The organism is Methanomicrobium sp., from assembly GCF_055145805.1.
The window spans coordinates 32,145-50,068 of the sequence record NZ_JBSREC010000029.1 but is presented as its reverse complement, the minus strand read 5'-3'; the positions used below and the strand labels follow the sequence as shown (position 1 = coordinate 50,068).

Annotated in this window: 21 protein-coding genes; 13 read left to right on the top strand and 8 right to left on the bottom strand. The window is 42.8% G+C overall.

Features of this window, described 5'->3' with window-relative positions; all coding sequences use genetic code 11:
- Nucleotides 1-419: asparagine synthetase B family protein (locus ACTB1O_RS02245; protein WP_462993511.1), on the bottom strand; the 419-nt coding region annotated here is incomplete at its 3' end.
- 202 nt (nt 420-621) lie between these two features.
- Between ACTB1O_RS02245 and ACTB1O_RS02240 the strand changes: the two genes are divergently transcribed.
- Entirely contained in the window at nt 622-3,192 is a 2,571-nt protein-coding gene (locus tag ACTB1O_RS02240) for an oligosaccharyl transferase, archaeosortase A system-associated (protein WP_462993510.1), read from the top strand.
- 99 nt (nt 3,193-3,291) lie between these two features.
- Here ACTB1O_RS02240 and ACTB1O_RS02235 read toward each other — a convergent pair whose 3' ends face one another.
- Nucleotides 3,292-4,458: a YcaO-related McrA-glycine thioamidation protein gene (locus tag ACTB1O_RS02235; protein ID WP_462993509.1), complete on the bottom strand. Its 1,167-nt coding sequence runs from the start codon at nt 4,456-4,458 to the stop codon at nt 3,292-3,294.
- An 82-nt stretch (nt 4,459-4,540) separates the two neighbouring features.
- On the opposite strand from ACTB1O_RS02235, the gene ACTB1O_RS02230 reads away from it, so the two are divergent.
- Nucleotides 4,541-4,825 (top strand): DUF2098 domain-containing protein, encoded by a 285-nt coding sequence (locus ACTB1O_RS02230; RefSeq protein WP_462993508.1) that lies wholly within the window; start codon nt 4,541-4,543, stop codon nt 4,823-4,825.
- A gap of 73 nt (nt 4,826-4,898) precedes the next feature.
- Here the strand turns inward: ACTB1O_RS02230 and nikR are convergent, their stop codons facing one another.
- On the bottom strand, nt 4,899-5,330 hold the full coding sequence (nikR, locus tag ACTB1O_RS02225; RefSeq protein ID WP_462993507.1) for a nickel-responsive transcriptional regulator NikR: 432 nt from the start codon (nt 5,328-5,330) through the stop codon (nt 4,899-4,901).
- A gap of 333 nt (nt 5,331-5,663) precedes the next feature.
- On the opposite strand from nikR, the gene ACTB1O_RS02220 reads away from it, so the two are divergent.
- The 8 genes from ACTB1O_RS02220 (at nt 5,664) to ACTB1O_RS02185 (ending at nt 10,729) form a co-directional block, all read left to right on the top strand.
- Nucleotides 5,664-6,899: a translation initiation factor IF-2 subunit gamma gene (locus ACTB1O_RS02220; protein ID WP_462993506.1), complete on the top strand. Its 1,236-nt coding sequence runs from the start codon at nt 5,664-5,666 to the stop codon at nt 6,897-6,899.
- A complete protein-coding gene (locus ACTB1O_RS02215) occupies nt 6,896-7,276 on the top strand; it encodes a type II toxin-antitoxin system VapC family toxin (protein WP_462993505.1) in 381 nt (126 codons plus the stop codon). The genes ACTB1O_RS02220 and ACTB1O_RS02215 overlap by 4 nt, the downstream gene beginning before the upstream one ends.
- A gap of 29 nt (nt 7,277-7,305) precedes the next feature.
- A complete protein-coding gene (locus tag ACTB1O_RS02210) occupies nt 7,306-7,878 on the top strand; it encodes a DNA-directed RNA polymerase (protein WP_462993504.1) in 573 nt (190 codons plus the stop codon).
- Nucleotides 7,862-8,065 carry a transcription elongation factor subunit Spt4 gene (gene spt4 / locus ACTB1O_RS02205; protein WP_462993503.1) on the top strand — a complete coding sequence of 68 codons (204 nt, stop codon included), beginning with the start codon at nt 7,862-7,864 and terminating at the stop codon, nt 8,063-8,065. Before ACTB1O_RS02210 ends, spt4 begins: the two co-directional genes overlap by 17 nt.
- Nucleotides 8,066-8,067: 2 nt before the next feature.
- The gene (locus ACTB1O_RS02200; RefSeq protein WP_462993502.1) at nt 8,068-8,553 is read left to right on the top strand and encodes a GTP-dependent dephospho-CoA kinase family protein; all 486 of its coding nucleotides are present in this window, start codon (nt 8,068-8,070) and stop codon (nt 8,551-8,553) included.
- Nucleotides 8,554-8,633: 80 nt separating this feature from the next.
- A complete protein-coding gene (locus ACTB1O_RS02195) occupies nt 8,634-8,939 on the top strand; it encodes a 30S ribosomal protein S24e (RefSeq protein WP_462993501.1) in 306 nt (101 codons plus the stop codon).
- A gap of 5 nt (nt 8,940-8,944) precedes the next feature.
- Nucleotides 8,945-9,127, top strand: coding sequence for a 30S ribosomal protein S27ae (locus tag ACTB1O_RS02190; RefSeq protein WP_462993500.1), 183 nt, complete (start codon nt 8,945-8,947; stop codon nt 9,125-9,127).
- Nucleotides 9,128-9,133: 6 nt separating this feature from the next.
- Nucleotides 9,134-10,729 carry a bifunctional N(6)-L-threonylcarbamoyladenine synthase/serine/threonine protein kinase gene (locus ACTB1O_RS02185; protein WP_462993514.1) on the top strand — a complete coding sequence of 532 codons (1,596 nt, stop codon included), beginning with the start codon at nt 9,134-9,136 and terminating at the stop codon, nt 10,727-10,729.
- 159 nt (nt 10,730-10,888) lie between these two features.
- Here the strand turns inward: ACTB1O_RS02185 and ACTB1O_RS02180 are convergent, their stop codons facing one another.
- From ACTB1O_RS02180 to ACTB1O_RS02160, 5 genes are read right to left on the bottom strand one after another with little or no spacing between them, the layout of a single operon-like run.
- On the bottom strand, nt 10,889-11,725 hold the full coding sequence (locus ACTB1O_RS02180; protein ID WP_462993499.1) for an ABC transporter ATP-binding protein: 837 nt from the start codon (nt 11,723-11,725) through the stop codon (nt 10,889-10,891).
- A complete protein-coding gene (locus tag ACTB1O_RS02175; RefSeq protein WP_462993498.1) occupies nt 11,722-12,843 on the bottom strand; it encodes a FecCD family ABC transporter permease in 1,122 nt (373 codons plus the stop codon). The genes ACTB1O_RS02180 and ACTB1O_RS02175 overlap by 4 nt, the downstream gene beginning before the upstream one ends.
- Nucleotides 12,843-13,658 carry a methyltransferase domain-containing protein gene (locus ACTB1O_RS02170; protein WP_462993497.1) on the bottom strand — a complete coding sequence of 272 codons (816 nt, stop codon included), beginning with the start codon at nt 13,656-13,658 and terminating at the stop codon, nt 12,843-12,845. Before ACTB1O_RS02170 ends, ACTB1O_RS02175 begins: the two co-directional genes overlap by 1 nt.
- Complete coding sequence (locus tag ACTB1O_RS02165; RefSeq protein ID WP_462993496.1) at nt 13,655-14,911, bottom strand: ABC transporter substrate-binding protein; 1,257 nt, start codon at nt 14,909-14,911, stop codon at nt 13,655-13,657. The genes ACTB1O_RS02170 and ACTB1O_RS02165 overlap by 4 nt, the downstream gene beginning before the upstream one ends.
- 3 nt (nt 14,912-14,914) lie before the next feature.
- A complete protein-coding gene (locus ACTB1O_RS02160) occupies nt 14,915-15,478 on the bottom strand; it encodes a hypothetical protein (protein WP_462993495.1) in 564 nt (187 codons plus the stop codon).
- Nucleotides 15,479-15,664: 186 nt separating this feature from the next.
- On the opposite strand from ACTB1O_RS02160, the gene ACTB1O_RS02155 reads away from it, so the two are divergent.
- The 3 genes from ACTB1O_RS02155 to ACTB1O_RS02145 all read left to right on the top strand — a co-directional run bounded on the left by ACTB1O_RS02155 (nt 15,665) and on the right by ACTB1O_RS02145 (nt 17,918).
- Nucleotides 15,665-15,859: a hypothetical protein gene (locus tag ACTB1O_RS02155; protein ID WP_462993494.1), complete on the top strand. Its 195-nt coding sequence runs from the start codon at nt 15,665-15,667 to the stop codon at nt 15,857-15,859.
- Nucleotides 15,807-16,016 (top strand): hypothetical protein, encoded by a 210-nt coding sequence (locus ACTB1O_RS02150; RefSeq protein ID WP_462993493.1) that lies wholly within the window; start codon nt 15,807-15,809, stop codon nt 16,014-16,016. Before ACTB1O_RS02155 ends, ACTB1O_RS02150 begins: the two co-directional genes overlap by 53 nt.
- A gap of 168 nt (nt 16,017-16,184) precedes the next feature.
- On the top strand, nt 16,185-17,918 hold the full coding sequence (locus ACTB1O_RS02145; RefSeq protein WP_462993492.1) for a CotH kinase family protein: 1,734 nt from the start codon (nt 16,185-16,187) through the stop codon (nt 17,916-17,918).
- Nucleotides 17,919-17,924: the final 6 nt, after the last annotated feature.

Here is a 17,924-nt window from a genome sequence, read left to right as displayed (position 1 = left end):
CTCTTCCGATCTAAGAGCTCTTTTTCTTTATCATCCCATATTGCAAATGCCCACATCCCATTGAATTTATCAAGGCATTTGTGCCCCCATTCTTCAAATGCGTGAATAATTACTTCACTATCGGTTTTAGTCCGGAATGTGTGGCCTGATTTGATTAGCTCTTCCCTTAGCTCCTGATAGTTGTATATTTCGCCGTTGAAAACAAGCCATATGGTTTCATCCTCGTTTGCCATTGGCTGTTTTCCGTCACAGGAGAGATCGATGATGGAAAGTCTTCTATGAACAAGTCCTATCTTCTCGCCTGTATAAACTCCGAAATCGTCAGGACCCCTGTGCATTAGAGAGTCTGACATACCATTTAGAAGTTTTATATCGGGTTTGTGACCCGAAAAGACATACTGTCCGGCAATTCCACACATATGATACCACTTTATTTGAAAACTATGGTTAATATGATTTTGTTGATGCTGTTTTACTATTCTGGTTTATTTAATATGTACCACACTTCGGTATTCCTCATCCAAATGTGTTAAGGCAGACGCTTTCATACTCTGTTTGTTTATGTATGTAACAAAAATCTATAATAAATTCAAATAAAGATATTAATCTTAGGAATATTGCATGAACATATTTGAAATTGCCAAATACAGGAATTATATAATACTCGGGCTACTGGTGATCTTTTCGGCATTTGCCCTGTGGATCAGGCTGATTCCGTCCGAAGGGCTGGTGACGGATGCCGGTGTCAATCTTCTTGGAAATGATCCCTGGTACAATCTCAGGCAGATTGAGGTCATGGTATCAAACTCACTTCAGTATCCGTGGTTTGACCCTATGACACGCTATCCTATCGGAACACAAAATTTCTGGGGCCCTCTGTATCCTATGCTTGCGGCGATTATGTGTATTATTACAGGAGCTGCAACCAGGACAGAGATAATGTATGTTTCATCATGGCTTCCGCCTTTAATGGCGACAGCAATGGTGCCTTTGATGTATCTTATCGGTGAGAAGGTCGCAGGTTGGAAGACCGGCGTTATTGCAGCCCTTTTTATGGCTGTTGTCTCCGGACAGTATGTGTACAGGTCGATGTTTGGATTTGTCGATCACCATATTGCCGAGGTTCTGTTCAGCGCACTCTTCTGTTTTGCATACTTGTATTACATCTCATATACAAGGGAAAATCCTGTTGATTTCAAATCAGCTGATACACTGAAGATACCTGCACTTATTGCGGTTTTCTCAGGAGTGGCATATGTTCTTGGACTTTATGTGATGCCGACAATGGTTCTCTTCGCCTTTATTGCAGCGGTTTATACGGGTATTCAGTTCATATGGGACAGGCTGAAAGGAAATTCAACTGAATATCTTGTCCTATTAAATGTCGTCACATTTTTAGTTGCAATCATCGGAGTTTTTTTAATAGGGATACGCCACGAAGGCATGACTATGGTAGTATATTCACTTGGCCATATCTTTGCATATCTTGCAATAATTTTTGCAACACTTGCACTTTATGGACTTGAAAAGGGATTGAAGGATAAGTCGTTTTCATATTACATTGGAGCATTATTTGGCCTCATTATTGTGGGAATTCTCTTTATGGTGTATTTTTTACCTGAGTTCTTCTCTTTTTTTATATCAGGCCTCTTTTCTTTCTTCGGATATACAACAACACTTCTGACTATTCAGGAGGCAAAACACTGGGAACTGGCATCTGCGTGGCAGGCGTTTAACTTTGGTATTTTAATGCTTATACCTGGTTTTGTAGTGGCTGCTTACAAATTTATAAAAGAGTCACGCCAGACTTATCTTTTCATAGTTGTCTGGTCGGCAGTTGCACTTTATTCAACGACAGTTCAGATAAGATACGAATATTACCTTGCGGTAAATGTAGCCATTTTATCAGCTGTCTTTGTTGCCTGGGCAGTAGAATATGGATTAAAAGATCTCCTGCTTTTGATCGGGGTGGATTTAAAGTCAGAATCTCCGGCTTTATCAGAGAATGAGGAAAAAACCTCAAAATCAAAGAAAAAATCACATAAAAAACCATCCACGCCTAAAAAACCAAAAGTATATGGTGTAAACGTTCTGGTAGCAGTACTGGGAATTATTCTTGCAGTTTTATTTTTCTATTCATCAGTAACACTTGATCTTGCAACAGCGAATGGTCTTAAGAATGCCGGGATGACGCCTGACTGGCAGGAATCTCTTGAATGGATGGGTGAAAACACTCCGGATACCGGAATAGACTATTTTATGGCCTATGATCCTGATACATATGAAAATCCTTCCGAGTCATATGGTGTTATGACCTGGTGGGATTATGGTCACTGGATAACATTCATTGCAAAAAGACCTCCGAATGCAAATCCTTTCCAGGAGGGGGTAGGAGATTCCGCGGCATTCTTTATCCAGCAGGATGAGTCTGATTCTAACAAAATTCTTGACAAGCTCAATACACGTTATGTTATAACAGATGTTGAGATGGATTCACTCAAATTCTGGGCAATGACAACCTGGTATAATCCTTCTCTTATGCAGACACCATATCAGAAAGATCTTGCCCAGATGGCACAGGACGGAAGCATTAGTTCTACAAGGCTCAATAATGAGAATTATTACCAGACAATGATCTCGAAACTGCACAATTTCGACGGTTCAATGACAGAACCTGACATGGTTTATTACATTGAGTATGTGGACGGCGCACAATACGGCTCACCTTTGCCGATAATTGCAGCGGCTGATCCTCTTTCATATGATGATGCAAAACAAAAAGCGGATGCATTCAATGCAAACGCAAAGGCAGGCACAGGTGCGGTTTTATTAAATGTGGATCTGTTATCTCCTCTCTCAGAGGTTCCTGCACTTCAGCATTACCGAATAATCCATGAATCGCCGACAAATGTTGCAGGTGACGGTTCTGATCTGCGTTATGTAAAGACCTTTGAATATGTTCCCGGAGCGATAATTAAGGGTGAGGGAATAATAAGCCTTCAGCTGACAACAGATCAGGGAAGGGAATTTGCATACAGACAGAGAAGTACTGACGGTGAGTTTGTTGTTCCTTACTCCACAACAGGTGACAACTACGGAACAAAAGTTTCCGGGGAATATATTATCGAAGGTACTGATAAGACATTCTCTGTCAGTGAAGATGCGGTATTAAACGGCCTTTACATAAATTAAGGAAAAAATCTTATTTTTTTTAAATTTCAATATTTATTTCAATTTTTAATTTTTGATATTTTGTCTGGTTTTGAAAAAAAATTATTTATTGAATATTTATCAGAACATCTGTTTGTTCTGTGTTTTTTTACGTGCAGGATTCACATAAGAAATTTCAAATCCGGGAATCACAACCCTTACAACAGGAATTTCTGTCTTTGAGAGATCGCAGACGAAAACATGTTCTGTATGCTCTTTTAGCTCTTTTAACACTGTTCTGATATCGTCATCAATGTAATCTGTGCTTCTATCTGGGATTTCTGATATGGATATTTCATCTCCTTTATCTGAAAACCACATCCTGTTGATCTTTTTAAGCCTCTCGTATCCTGCTTTTTCTAAAATTGCCCTGCGGTTCTCATTTTCACGGTCCCCTTTAATGTAGCTTCCCCTGCTCTGTGCAACTTCAGTTAAGGCTCTGAATGCTGCAATTTCAGGATTTAAATGAGTGCCCGAACCGGTTACAAGAAGTCCCGGGTCTTTTGCAACTGTATCGTCTCCTGCTGCTGCAACAGTGTGAACACCGGTTTTTCCGTTCAGGTACCAGAGATGAATTTTTATTCCGTTATCCTCAAATGTCTGTATGAGATCCAAAAGCGGCCCTTTTTTGTCAATTATGAGCTTTTTTCCAAGTAAACGGTTTTTTTCCGCACAGCTCAGGGCGTCTCTTTCTATTACTTCATATATGGCGTGAAGAACTGCCTCTTCCATTACATTTCCTGATGCAAGGCCGTTTGTATCACTTCTGAACAACTGCTGTGCCATTCCGACAGGATCATAAGGATGAAACACAGCGTTTGCGGGGATAAAAATTTCGCATTCGTTTAAAATATCCCATGCAGGGATCCAGTGCATCTCTTCTCCCATCTCAGGCTCACGCGGCAGGATGAGATCTTTTGGATCCAGTGCCTTTGTAAGTCCGAGCTGCTCATAACTTGAAAACTCCATTCTCTCGCCGCGGTATTCTGCACTAAAACGCTCTATTGCCTCCATCATCGCAGAAACCTCGGCATCAGCCGGGGTGAGTCCCTTTCCCGCGTGCACTTTTGTTCCGCCCCATGCCGCATTTGGCCTTATTGCGGAGAATACAGGAATATTTAACCGGTCAAGATCTGTGATGTCTGTACTCTCTAAAACACCGATCTCACTCATAAGCGCCTTTATTCTTTTGAGGGTATTTTCCGGCTTCTCTGCCCTGTGTGTCCCGTTGAAATATTCTTTTTTCACTCTGTTTATCGGGATAACCGTCATTGTAGAAATTTTTAGACTCCCAATGTTTATATTTTAGACGCACACAAACCTATCCTGTATGCCGGATGAGGAAATATCTGTGGGCGATATCGTAAGGTACCCGCGTACAGGAACAACCGGAAAGGTTGTGGAAATTGATATATCAGACGGATTTAATTTCGCAAAGCTTGACTCCACAGGGCTTAAATACAGGACTGATACGCTCATTCCCGCCAAATCAGTGACTGTGAAAAAAGAACGCAGTGAAAGTGCTGATCTCGACAGACTCAGAAGGCCTGAGGATCTGAACTCTGAGGATATTGCGTCTGCATTTGATGATGTGACAGGTGTCGGTGCAGGATAAATTAAACCCGGAAAAAAGGATAAAAATAAAAATTTTAAAAGATTAAAACATTTTTTTTATTGCAGTTTTAAATTCAGTGCTGGTGCTCTTCTACCGGTATTGTTGTGAGCTTTACCGAATCCACGCCTTTTTGTGCCATTAGTGTCTCTGCAATCTTTTTAATTTCCCCTGCATCGCCGCGTACAAGTATGACCTCAAGGCATTTTTCATGGTTTACATGTGAGTGAAGGGAGGACTGGATAATATGGATGTGTTCGTGCTGAATTTCGGTGAGTGTCTGCAGAAGCCCACGGTGTTCATGATCGTACACCATTGTAATTACTCCCTGTCTTTCCCCCTGCACATCGGACATCCACTGGTAGTATGTGATATAACTCCGTATTGCATCGCGGATTCCTTCAGAACGCGATGAATATCCGCGGCAATTTAGAATTTCATCAAATTTGTCCAGAAGATTTTTTGGAAGTGATATTCCTATTCTTGAAAGGTCTGATTCATGTACCATAATAATCACGTTTTTGTCACAAATAAGCAGAAATTTCCTTTCTGATTATTCATACTTATATATGATTTTACTTTTTGTGTGCTTTATTATAATTGTTTCTTACTAATTGTGCTAAAATATGGTATTTTTGGTTTAAGAAACAGAAGTGCGGGTTCATACAGGAACAGATAATTCAAATATTTTTTTTGTATTTTTATACCAAAGTTTATTGAATTTACAATATAAATATGTACAAAGATCACTCACAATTCTGTAATGTTTTTCTGGGTTTTAATTATCGCAGAGCAGGTGCATGAATTGATGATATATATCAATAAGGAGGTTTGAGAAGTAGTGAGTAGCGAATTTATCCCTGATGTGAATATTGGTCTTGTGGGCCATGTGGATCACGGAAAGACCACACTGGTTTCAGGAATTACAGGTCAGTGGGCAGACAGGCACAGTGAAGAGATAAAACGTGGTATATCCATCCGCCTTGGGTATGCTGATGCAACAATATACAAATGCCCGAAATGTGAAGGCTCTGAATCATATTCGACGTCTGAGGAATGCCCTGTATGCGGTGGGAAGGGCGAAGCATACAGAACATTTTCGTTTGTTGACGCGCCGGGTCACGAGACCCTTATGGCTACAATGCTTTCCGGATCAGCTTTAATGGACGGCGCTATGCTGGTTATTGCAGCGAATGAGATATGCCCGCAGCCACAGACAAAAGAGCACCTGATGGCTCTTGAGCTTGTGGGAATTAAAAATATAATAATCGTCCAGAACAAGATAGATGTCGTCTCACAGGAACAGGCACTTGCTCACTATAAACAGATTAAAAAGTTCGTTAAGGGAACTATTGCGGAAAATGCACCTGTGATCCCTGTTTCCGCACAAAAAGGCATCAATATCGGGGTTTTGTTAAAGGCCATTGACGAATACATTCCTGCTCCGAAACGTGATCCAAACGATGATCCCCTTATGCTTGTGGCACGTTCTTTTGACATAAACAAACCGGGATGCAGCTGGCGTGATGTAAACGGCGGTGTCATCGGCGGTTCTTTAACCCAGGGTATTCTAAAAGAGGGTGACGATATAGAGATAAGGCCCGGAAGAAAGGTTGAGGCTGAAAACCAGATTCACTGGGAGCCTATAACAACAAAGATTACAACAATAAACGCAGGCAACAAAAAAGTTGCAGAGGCAACACCGGGTGGTCTTCTTGGGATCGGGACAAAACTGGATCCGGCAATTACAAAAAGCGATGCGCTTTCAGGCCAGGTTGCCGGACATGTGGGAAAGCTTCCGCCTGTCTGGAACAATCTGTCATTTAAGGTTTCCTTAATGGAGAGGGTTGTCGGTGCAACAGATGATGCGCTAATCGAGCCCCTGAGACATAAAGAGCCTCTGATGCTCTCTGTCGGAACAGCAGTGACGGTCGGTGTCGTTGTCAACACAAAAAAAGACGTCGTTGAAGTTGTACTGAAGAGACCTGTATGTGTGGCCGTAGGCTCACGTATTGCAATCAGCAGGCAGGTTGGCGGACGCTGGCGTCTTATCGGTATGGGAACACTGGTAGAGTGAAAGTCCTTTTTGATGCCAATGCACTGATGATTCCGGGACAGTTCAATGTGGATGTATTTTCCGGAACCGAGGCTCTCATAGGCTCTTTTGAGCCTGTAACCCTCGAAGGTGTGGTGTCAGAACTTGAAGGGATATCACTTGGCAGGGGACGTGACGCCTCCGCCGCACGGGTTGGTCTGTCGCTTTCCCGGCGGTGTAAGGTTTTAAAAAATCCTGACAACAGTATTCCTGTCGATGACATGATATTGAAATATGCAGATGAGAACGGCTGCACTGTCATGACAAATGACCGGGGGCTTAGAAATAAGCTTCTTGACTTTCATATTGATGTAATAGTATTAAGAAATCAGAAGACTCTTGAGATTTTAAGAGGCTAATATCCGGGCAGAAAAAGGAGAATTAAGACATGTATTATAAGATAAAACTTCAGGACAAGGTGCGTGTTCCGCCTGTCCGTCTTGGAGAAGACTTAAAGGTTGTTGTTCTTGACGAACTTCAGAAACAGCTTGAAGGCACTATTGACAAGGAAATCGGAATTTTCATAGCAGTAACCGAGATTTACGATATAGGGGAAGGCGACATCATACCGAGTGACGGCGCAGTCTATTACTATGTCGAGTTTAATGCTGTTGTACTGCGTCTTGCGATGCAGGAGATAGTTGAGGGAGAGGTTGTTGAGACCACAAGTTTCGGAGCATTTGTATCTCTCGGACCAATTGATGCAATGCTTCATGTAAGTCAGATCTCAGACGAATACATCAACTACGATGAGAAGAACGGAAGACTGATCTGTCAGGAAACAAAGCGCCAGATTGCAGTGGGCGACGGCGTACGTGCCCGTGTTGTATCTCTGAGTCTTTCTGAGCGTGATCCGCGTGAGAGTAAGATTGGTCTTACCATGCGTCAGGCAGGTCTTGGAACTGAGAACTGGATTGAAGAAGAGCTTGAGGCAGCAAAGGCAGATGGCGCCAAAGAGTAAGAAGCAGGTACGGGTCTGCCGCAACTGTCATCACGTTGTTGAAGGCGAGTCCTGTGTCACATGCGGAAGTTCAAATTTAAGCGAAGACTGGGCAGGTTATCTGTATATTGTTGATCCAAAAAATTCGATGATTGCAGAGAAGATGAAGATCGAGATGCCCGGAAAATATGCCTTAAAAGTACGCTGAAAATGTGGTTTCTGCCGGAAACTGAGAGAGATAAATTTAAGGAGCCCTTTGGGGCCCTTTTTCCTGATATAGTTAAGGCTCTGGAGTATCTGGGTGATGCACCTGTCTATGCAGTAGGGGATGTTGTTACAAGAAACCTCAGAAGAAAAGGCATTGTGCCTGATATTTCTGTGATAGACGGCAATACCATGCGTGAACCCTGCCTCTGTACACCTCTTCTGCCTGTAAAAAGAATTGAGGTGAAAAATCCTGCGGGGTACATAACCGAAGAACTCATCTCTGCGCTCAGGGCAGGAGTGGATAACCCTCCGGCACTTGTGCATGTCGACGGAGAAGAGGATTTGGCGGTAATTCCTCTTGTTATGATGCTTCCTTTGAAAAGCGCAGTTCTTTACGGTCAGCCCGGGGAAGGGGTTGTTGTAAGAATTGTGGATTCTGCGTCAAAAAAACGTGCACAAGAGCTTTTCTCCCTTTTTGTAAAGGTATGATCTAAAAAAATACCTGTCTTTTTTCTTAATTACGGCTATTGGTTTTAAATAAATTTGTAGACAATATTTGAGGGATATCGATGGACTTCGAATTTACCAGAGACGAGGAAAATAAGCTTCTTAACCGCACAGAGCTTGATTTTGTCCTTACATATGAAGGCGCAACACCTTCAAGGAAAGAAATGATGGGCAAACTCTGCGCACTTCGCAATGTAAATCCAAAAAATTGTGTGGTGGATTCACTTGCAGGAGAGTTTGGAAAGCAGGAAATTGTAGGTCAGGCACGCTTTTACGAGAGCGAGGAAGAACTAAAGGCAACAGAACTTGACTACATTGTCAAACGCTGCAACAAGGAAGAGAAACCTGAAGAAGAGGCGGAGGCCTGAACATTATGGCAGCTAAACAACCGGCAAAAAGTAATGCCGTAAAGCGTTCCTCAATGTATAAGATCGAGGACGACAAGGCTGTTGCACAGCGCAGACACTGCCCGCGCTGCGGCCCCGGTGTATTTATGGCACAGCACAGCGATCGTGTTGCATGCGGTAAATGCGGATATACAGAATTTAACAAATAAATGACAATGCCTGGTGATGGGCACATACTGGGTATTGAGGGGACAGCATGGAACCTCAGTGCCGCTGTTTTTGGAGAGAAATTAATTTCTCTGTATTCTAATCCTTATAGTCCGCCGAACGGAGGTATTCATCCGCGGGAGGCGGCGCAGCATCATGCGACTGTTCTAAAGGATGTTGTTTCAAAGGCTCTTTTGGGCGTTGATCAGGACAAAATTTCAGGCATCGCTTTTTCAAGAGGTCCCGGCCTTGGCCCGTGCCTGAGGACTGTTGCAACCGCTGCACGCTCGCTTGCAGTGGCACTTGATGTTCCCTTAATTGGTGTTAACCACTGTGTGGCACATGTCGAGATAGGGAGGCATGAATGCGGCTGTGATGACCCTGTAGTTCTTTATGCGAGCGGTGCGAATACGCAGGTTCTGGGATTTTTAAAATCAAGATACCGGATATTTGGCGAAACCCTCGATATAGGGCTTGGAAATGCACTTGACAAGTTTGCAAGAAGCAAAGGACTTCCCCACCCGGGAGGTCCGCTTGTCGAAAAATATGCAAAAGAAGGGACTCCTGTTGATCTTCCCTATACTGTAAAGGGTATGGACCTTGCATTTTCCGGCCTGATGTCGGCTGCGAAGGACTCAAAGGCGTCTCTGGAGGATACATGTGCAGGATTTCAGGAGACTGCCTTTGCAATGTGTGTTGAGGTGACAGAAAGAGCACTTGCACATTCAGGAAAGGATGAGGTGCTTTTAGTCGGCGGAGTCGGAGCAAATTCCCGCCTTTCAGAGATGCTCAAATCCATGTGTGAGGAGAGGGGCTGTGAGTTCTTTGTCCCGGAGAAAAAATACATCGGTGATAACGGTGCGATGATAGCATACACGGGAAAGATAATGCTTGAGGCAGGGCAGACGATTCCTGTTTCTGAATCAGGTGTAAATCCTTCGTACCGTTCTGATGATGTTGAGGTTTTCTGGCGCAAAGATACAGGAGATGTCTCCTATGGGAAGGCAAATCTCATAGAAAACGGCTCTGCAAGGGGTGCCGAGGCTGTTGTGACTGTCTGCGGCAAAAATATCCTCAAAAAGCGACTTTCAAAGTGTTACAGAAATTCTGCACTTGACAGACGGCTTATTGCGGAGAGGACACGTGCAGAAGCCCGCCTGATATCGCTTGCACGAAGAAGCGGTGTTTTAACACCTGTTATCAGGGATGTGACGGCAGACTCAATTGTTATGGAAAATGTCTCAGGCGACATGCTTAAACTTGTCCTGACAGAAGAGAATGTGCTCAATGCAGGCATTGCTGTGGGAAGACTTCACACGGGAGGAATAATCCACGGGGATCTTACAACCTCAAATATTATTGTGGGGGGTGGTGAACCGGGCAGGTGTTATCTCATTGATTTTGGCTTATCTTACATCTCGTCAGAGACAGAGTCGCGCGGTGTTGATGTGCATGTTTTCTTGCAGACTCTTGAGAGTACGGCACCTGGTCACGATAATCTGGTGTTTAAGTTTTCAGAGGGCTACAGGGCGGCATTTAAGGATGCAGACGAGGTTTTGGAGCGTGTCTCTGAGATAAAACAGAGGGGCCGTTATCTTCACTGATAAAAGAAAAAAAGACCATTTTTAAGTTCACGTGTGAGGCAGTTTATTATTTAAACTCTAAAAAAAGATGTGGATTTTTTCATCCCGTAATTTTATATATCCATTAGGAATTATCCCTTAGCAAAGCTGATTGCTAATTATGCCGTTTTTAAATGTTTCTTATACTGATGTCTTAAACGGTATTTTATCAGGAGGAACCGGCATGCAGCAGTCGCTTTTAATCTGGCTTAATGGAACAACAAGCGGGGTGTTGCCATCATTCAAGTCCCTGATCTCTGCTTCGACACCATATACAAATGCAATATTTTCCCGGGTTAAAACTTCTCTGGGGGTTCCTGTGGCGATAATCTGTCCCTTTTTCATCATTATAATCTCATGAGAATACTTCGCCGCCATGTTAAGATCATGAACTGCCATCATTGCTGTAATTTTACCCTGGCTTACGAGTTCCTCAACAATCCTCATTACATCCATCTGATGCCAGAGGTCGAGATTTGAGGTTGGTTCGTCAAGGAGCATAAGCCCGGTCTCCTGGACAAGGGCTCTTCCAATGAGTGCTTTTTGCTGCTGTCCTCCGGAAAGTGCATTGAAAGACGACAGGGCAATATCCTCAAGCCCGAGAAGATCTATTACATCCCAGACTCTTTCCTCATCCCCGCCTGAACTTGTCCATCCGAGATGCGGCCTTCTGCCCATTAAAATAACATCAAAAACGGTATGTGGAAACACCCTTACTGAAGACTGTGGCACATAGGACATCTGCTTTGCAAGTTCACGCCTTGAAATATTCCCTGTTGACTTTCCGTTAACTTCAATAGATCCATTTTGGGGATTAAGTATCCTGTTTATGCATTTGAGAAATGTCGATTTGCCGCATCCGTTTGGCCCGAGTACTGAAACCATTGAGCCTTCTCTGATATTCATTTCCATCCCTGAAAGAACAGGCACTGAATCGTACGCAAATTCAAGATCCCTTACAGAAAGTTTGATTTTCATTGCCAGAACTCCTTTTTCTTTCCTTTAAGTATCAGGTACAGGAAGAACGGTACACCAAGCAGTGAAGTCATAATTCCTGTCGGGATTATAACCGGGCCGATTATGTTCATTGCAACTGCATCTGCGGCAATTAGAAGCATGGCTCCGAGAATACCTGATGCCGGAATTAAGATTCTGTGATCAGCTCCGATTACCATTCTTGCCATATGGGGTGCAACAAGCCCTATAAAGCCTATTGTTCCTGTAAAGCATACGATTGTTGCAACAAGGAATGAGGATATAAGCATCGTAAACATCCTGACCCGGTCTGCATCAACTCCAAGACTTTTTGCTGAATCATCCCCTATTGTCATAAGATTTAGATCCTGTGCTTTTAACATCAGAAGCGGAGTGCATATTGCGAAAATCACAAAAAAAAGCAGAAACTTGTTCCATGAAAATGCAGACAGATCTCCCATACCCCATGTTGTCATAAGACGGAGCTGTTCATCGTTTGCAAAATAAGCCATGAGCTGTGAAAGTCCTGAAAACAGGTAATTCACAGCAATTCCGGCAAGAATGAGGGTCTCTGATGTGGCGCCCTTAAGGGCGGCAAGGGCAACAATAAAAAGAGAACAAATCATTGCAAAAAAGAATGCATTGGCAATCAGGAGATAAGCCCCGCCAATTAAGGCAACGCCAAAAACTGCAGCCAGAGCAACTCCAAAATGTGCTCCTGCTGATATTCCCAGTGTAAAAGGGCTTGCAAGTGGATTTTTAAGCACAGCCTGCATTACACATCCGCATATTCCAAATCCGAATCCGGCAAATATTCCACCTATTATTCTTGGGAACCGGATATTCCATACGACCTGTTCATATACTTCGTCCATATAGAAAAATGACGGTGTGAATTTTGCAAAGAGTGTCTCATAAACCTGAAAAAATGAGATGTCCAGCGGCCCGAGAGTAACTATGAATCCAATAGCAATAAATATCGCACCTAAAATTCCGGCCAGGAATGTCATCTTTTTTCCTCTAAGCCTTTTATGCTCTTTTTGAACCTCCTCCAGCTTTTTATTGCGCTCTAATCTGTGTTTTTTTGCATGTTCGGATACCGGTTCGTATTCCGGATCCATTAATGGAAAACCTCCTTTTCCCACCAGATCCTTGCGGAGTAATTGGTTCTTTGTGATTGGAATCTGCCATTTTCATCCGGTATCAGGGTCTCTTTCATGTATTCCCTGATTGTATCCTGCATATCCTCTGTGTAGTTTCCTCTCTCTATCCAGAAATCCGCCGCTTCATTAGTTGAATCATAATTCTGGTTTCTGTTTGTTTTTTCAACAGAGACATTTGCATAGATACCCATCTGGTGAAGCACATTTGTAATAGTGTTGTAGTCCGGCGATGCAATATCAGAAATATCAGTCCCGAGTCTTTTCATCAGTTCAGGATCGGGCATATGGCGGGCAGGCCCGGCAAACCAGAGAATATTAACAATTCTCTTCGCTGCCGAGTCCAGTTTTTCAAGTCCTGCTCTTAGATCGTCAAATCCAAGTGAATTTGACGCAAATACAACGTCATGCACAGGAATGTCAATGCCGATTTCAATATCCTCTATTTTTTTGTTTACTGTGGAATAATTTGTAATGCCTGCTTTTTTCATATTTTCTTCAAGATAGGCAAGCATTCCCTTTGAAGGCTCAAGTGCAGTTAAATGAGCGGAATTTTGTGCAAGTGGTACTGCATATCTTCCTGTTCCTGCTCCCATGTCTAAAACGGTATCTGTTGGCAAAAGACCAAGCAGCCGGACATTTTTTTCAACTTCAGCTGATGTTCCTAAGACCACTTTATTAAATGATTCTGCTCTGTTATCCCAGTTAAAAGAAGGATTTGTATTCTTTTTTCTGAATATTTTCCATATCCGGTTGTGGTCAACTATGCCCATCATATTTTCTGCTCCACCGGGAATTTGAGATATTCAGAGTATGCGGTATAAACCCCGTCAACTCCAAGGAATGCTTTTTTAATTTCATTACCTTCGGCTTCCATATCTATGTCTGCGAATTTGTCAGGATAGAGTATCTTTGCGATATAGATCAGGTTGATGAGATTAATGTCAGTCGGACGGCCACGGCAGTTTGGATAAAAGACATTATAGACCTTCCCTTCTTTGACGGCTTTAATTGACTGAAGTTCAGGAGCGTCAAGGATGAACTGAAGGCCCACATCTTCAGGGTCAGAACATGCAACAAGGACAACATCAGGATTCCAGGCGATTATCTGTTCAATTGCCACATTTACATCGCCGTCTGCACATTCCTCTGCAACATTAATTCCGCCTGCCATAGTCAGGGCATCATAGGTATTCACTGTTCTTGTAAAGTCCCTGCCCTCTTTTGCGTCATAAAATCCCTTCTTTGCGCCTCTTGGAGCGAAATAAACAGTCAGCCTTTCATCTTCAGGAATATTGTCTGTTATGGATGTTATCATCTCAATTTTTTCATCCATTAAGGAGACAAGTTCATCTGCCTCTTTCTCCTTTGAGAGAACCTCTCCTACTGATACAAAGTGGTTTTTCATTGTGCTGTATTCAAAGTCGCATCCGGAAACAAAGACCGGTGCGCCTGCCTTTTCGGCCATGTCATCAGCACGGTCTTTCCAGAATTCAGCTTCAAAGATGATGTCCGGCCTTAAGGATGCCATATACTCATAATTGACCTCATATCTTGTGCTAGTCTGTGGCAGATTGTTAAGTCCGCCTTCTGTGCAGCTGTCCCAGCATTCCTCACAGTAAATCTCATTTCCTGTGGTCATAGGGCATACACATCCTGATCCTACTGTGCACTCATCTGATCCAACAAGAAGGGAACCATCGCCGTAAGTGATTACCAGGCGTGAATTATCCGGATTTGTGGTTATTATTCTCTCAATCGGCCGGTAAAACGTCATAGTTCTTCCATCCATGTCAGTTACAGTGTGTGGTTTTCCATCCCAGACTGTGTAAACATATGCTGCATCCGAGACCTCATCAAGAGTCAGGTCACCTTTTTCAAGCATGTAATTGCATACTGCATTTGATACCATTGTCTCCGTAATCTCTACGTCTGCTCCGAGAGGGAGAGTGTCTGCCGCAATTACTGTTGAAAATATAAATGAGACCAAAAAAAATGTGGTAATTATTATTTTATTTGAAATGTTCATATTCTATGCCTCCTTTCTCTTTGCCGTAATCATTATCGCCCCTGTTGTTATGAAGGCAATAATAACCGCCAAAATTCCAAATCCCGGGCTTTTCTTTGTCTCAAAATCTAAATCATCATTAATATTTTCCGAAGCAGAATCATCTCCAAGTGTCATCCATCTCTCTTTTCCTTCTTCAATGTCCGGAGAAAGTGTCAGGAGATTAACCCATTCTGTTTTAAATCCTGTTTTTCCATCTCCTTCTCCGGTTAATTCATATGATGCCGATTTTTCATCTGAAAGATAAAATGCAATTTTATTGCCTGTACGGTCAGTTTCAAAATTTTTTGAGGAAGATACCTGATTGTCATTATCTGCAAAAGTCCATCCCGCAGGTATGGTCTCTACAATTCCGACAGCGAAAGGTTCGTCTGCACTAACGGTGAATTTGATTGTAGCAGTTTTATCTGAAAGTGAAACATCCCTGTCAATCATGGGTGCACCCATGACAGGTACAAGCAATAATGCTGAAATCAGCATTAATGCCGGGAAAATTCTTATTATCATCCTTTTTTTATATGTGTTCATTCTCAAACTCCTTGTAAAAAATTATATCTTTGTAAAATTTAGTAATACTTTCTTTAAACATTTACATAAAAAAACCTTTTTAATTTATATTTATTGTTTAACTATTCTGATTTTTTTAAAAAAAAGTAATTGATTATTATAAAATCCGGATTCAATAGAAAACCTTTGGATTTTTAGAGATTATCTTTGAGAGAATTTCTGACAGAGGAGAATGTCTGCAATGCGGGAATTGAGGTTGGCAGACTTCACAACGGCGGGATAATCAATGGTGATCTCACTACCTCAAATATGATAGTCGATGATAGTGGCTTAAAAGGTGTTTATCTCATTGATTTCGGGTTTTCATATATATCATCCGAGACAGAGTCACGGGGGTGTTGATGTTCATGTATTCTTCCAGACTCTTGAGAGTACGGCACCCAAATGTGAAAATTTAAATGAAGCTTTTTCAAAAGGTTACAGGTCGGTTTTCAGGGAGGCTGACGAAATTCTGGAGCGTGTCTCTGAGATAAAACAGAGGGGCCGTTATCTTCACTGAACATCCTGCATTAAATAAATATGAATCTGAGTATTATTACTGTTATTCCTGATTAATCAGGGGATTTTTTTAATTTTTAAAAGGGTTTTATCATTTAAAATTTTACTTTTGTTTAACCACGACCATATATATCATATATATAACATAATGTAAAGATTACTATACATTGTGTTAAGAGATGATGACAAAAAGCAGGATATTTTGGGAAAAGACAGGTCGGAAACAGATATCCGTCCATATAAAAAAATATTTTTTTTAATTTTTCTGACGGTTGCCTTAACTGCAGCGGTTATCTTTAGCTGTGGCTGTACTGAGGCCCAAAACGGGAATGAAAAAACAACCACGACCACAGAAGTTTCCTGGGATAAAGATGATTTTTCGCATGGCAGCAATGCAGATCCGGATTACTCAACCGTATTTCCTGACGATGAGGTAAATGAGATCACAATTACCGTATCGCCGGAAAACTGGCAGATTATGCTTGATGACATGACAGCAGAATTCGGAGAATTCGGCGGATCTTCCACTGCCCGGACCAAAGCAATGGGAGGTGGAGGCGGAGGAAACCGGGAAGAAAGCTTTGATTTTGATCCGGTCACCGTTCCGGCAGACATCACCTTTGACGATAAAGAATGGACTGATGTCGGTATACGGTTCAAGGGGCAGTCAACCCTTGGAAATACGTGGACGAGCGGCTCGTATAAGCTCTCACTGAAACTGAATTTTGATAAATTCGAGGATGAAAATCCGGAGATTAAAAATCAGCGGTTCTATGGATTTGACGAACTGAACCTGAAGAGCGGATTTGGTGACAGCTCACTGATGAGGGATAAGATTGCCCCGGAAATATTCAGTGATGCAGGAGTTGCTGCTCCCGATACAGCGTTTTACCGTGTGTATGTCGATTATGGAGAAGGGCCGGTATACTTTGGCATGTACACCATGATCGAGAGTGTTGAAGACACCCTGATTGAGACTGCTTTTACTGACGATTCAGGAAATGTGTACAAGCCCGAGGGAACAGGAGCAACGTTTGCAGAAGGCACATTTGGCACTGAATACTTTGAAAAGAAGACGAACGAAGATGAGGAGGACTGGAGCGATGTGGAAGCATTGTATACCATTCTCAATGACGATACACGGACAACAGACCCCGAAGAATGGAGAGAAAACCTTGAAGAGGTATTCAATGCTGAAGGATTCATCAGGTGGCTTGCTGTTAATACGGTTATCCAGAACTGGGACTCCTATGGAATTGCTAGCAAGAATTACTATCTCTACACCGATCCATCGGACGGGACGATTACCTTTATTCCCTGGGACAACAACGAGGCAATTTCCGCAGGAAAGAATGCAGATGCCGCAGGCGGACAAATGGGGCAGCCAGATGACGTGCAGATAACAAACGCCGGCATCCCGGATTTCGGAGGAGAGATGCAGACGCATGAATGGGTTGAGGGTGAGGACACTATGCCTCCCGCAGGAGGAGGCAGAACCATGGGCGGCCAGCAGATGGCCCCGCCACTGGAAGCCACAGGGAATGAAGATATGATGATGCAGAACGGAGGCGGAGGGAAGGGAACAACGCTCTCGCTGAGTCTGGATGAGGCTGACGATTCCTGGCCGCTTATCCGCTACCTGATGGACGACCCCGTGTATCATGCAATGTATCTGGATGACATTGAGGAAGTCGTAAAAACCGTCTTTGAACCGGAAGCAATGGAAGAAAAATACCAGTTTAATTATGATCTCATCAGCCCCTATGTCACCGGTGCAGAGGGAGAAACAGAAGGGTATACCAATCTGAAGAACGCGGCAGAGTTTGATGCCTCACTAAGTGAGCTCATCGAACATACATACAGCCGCTATGATGCGGTTATGGAGTTTATCTCCGAACAATAACGAAAA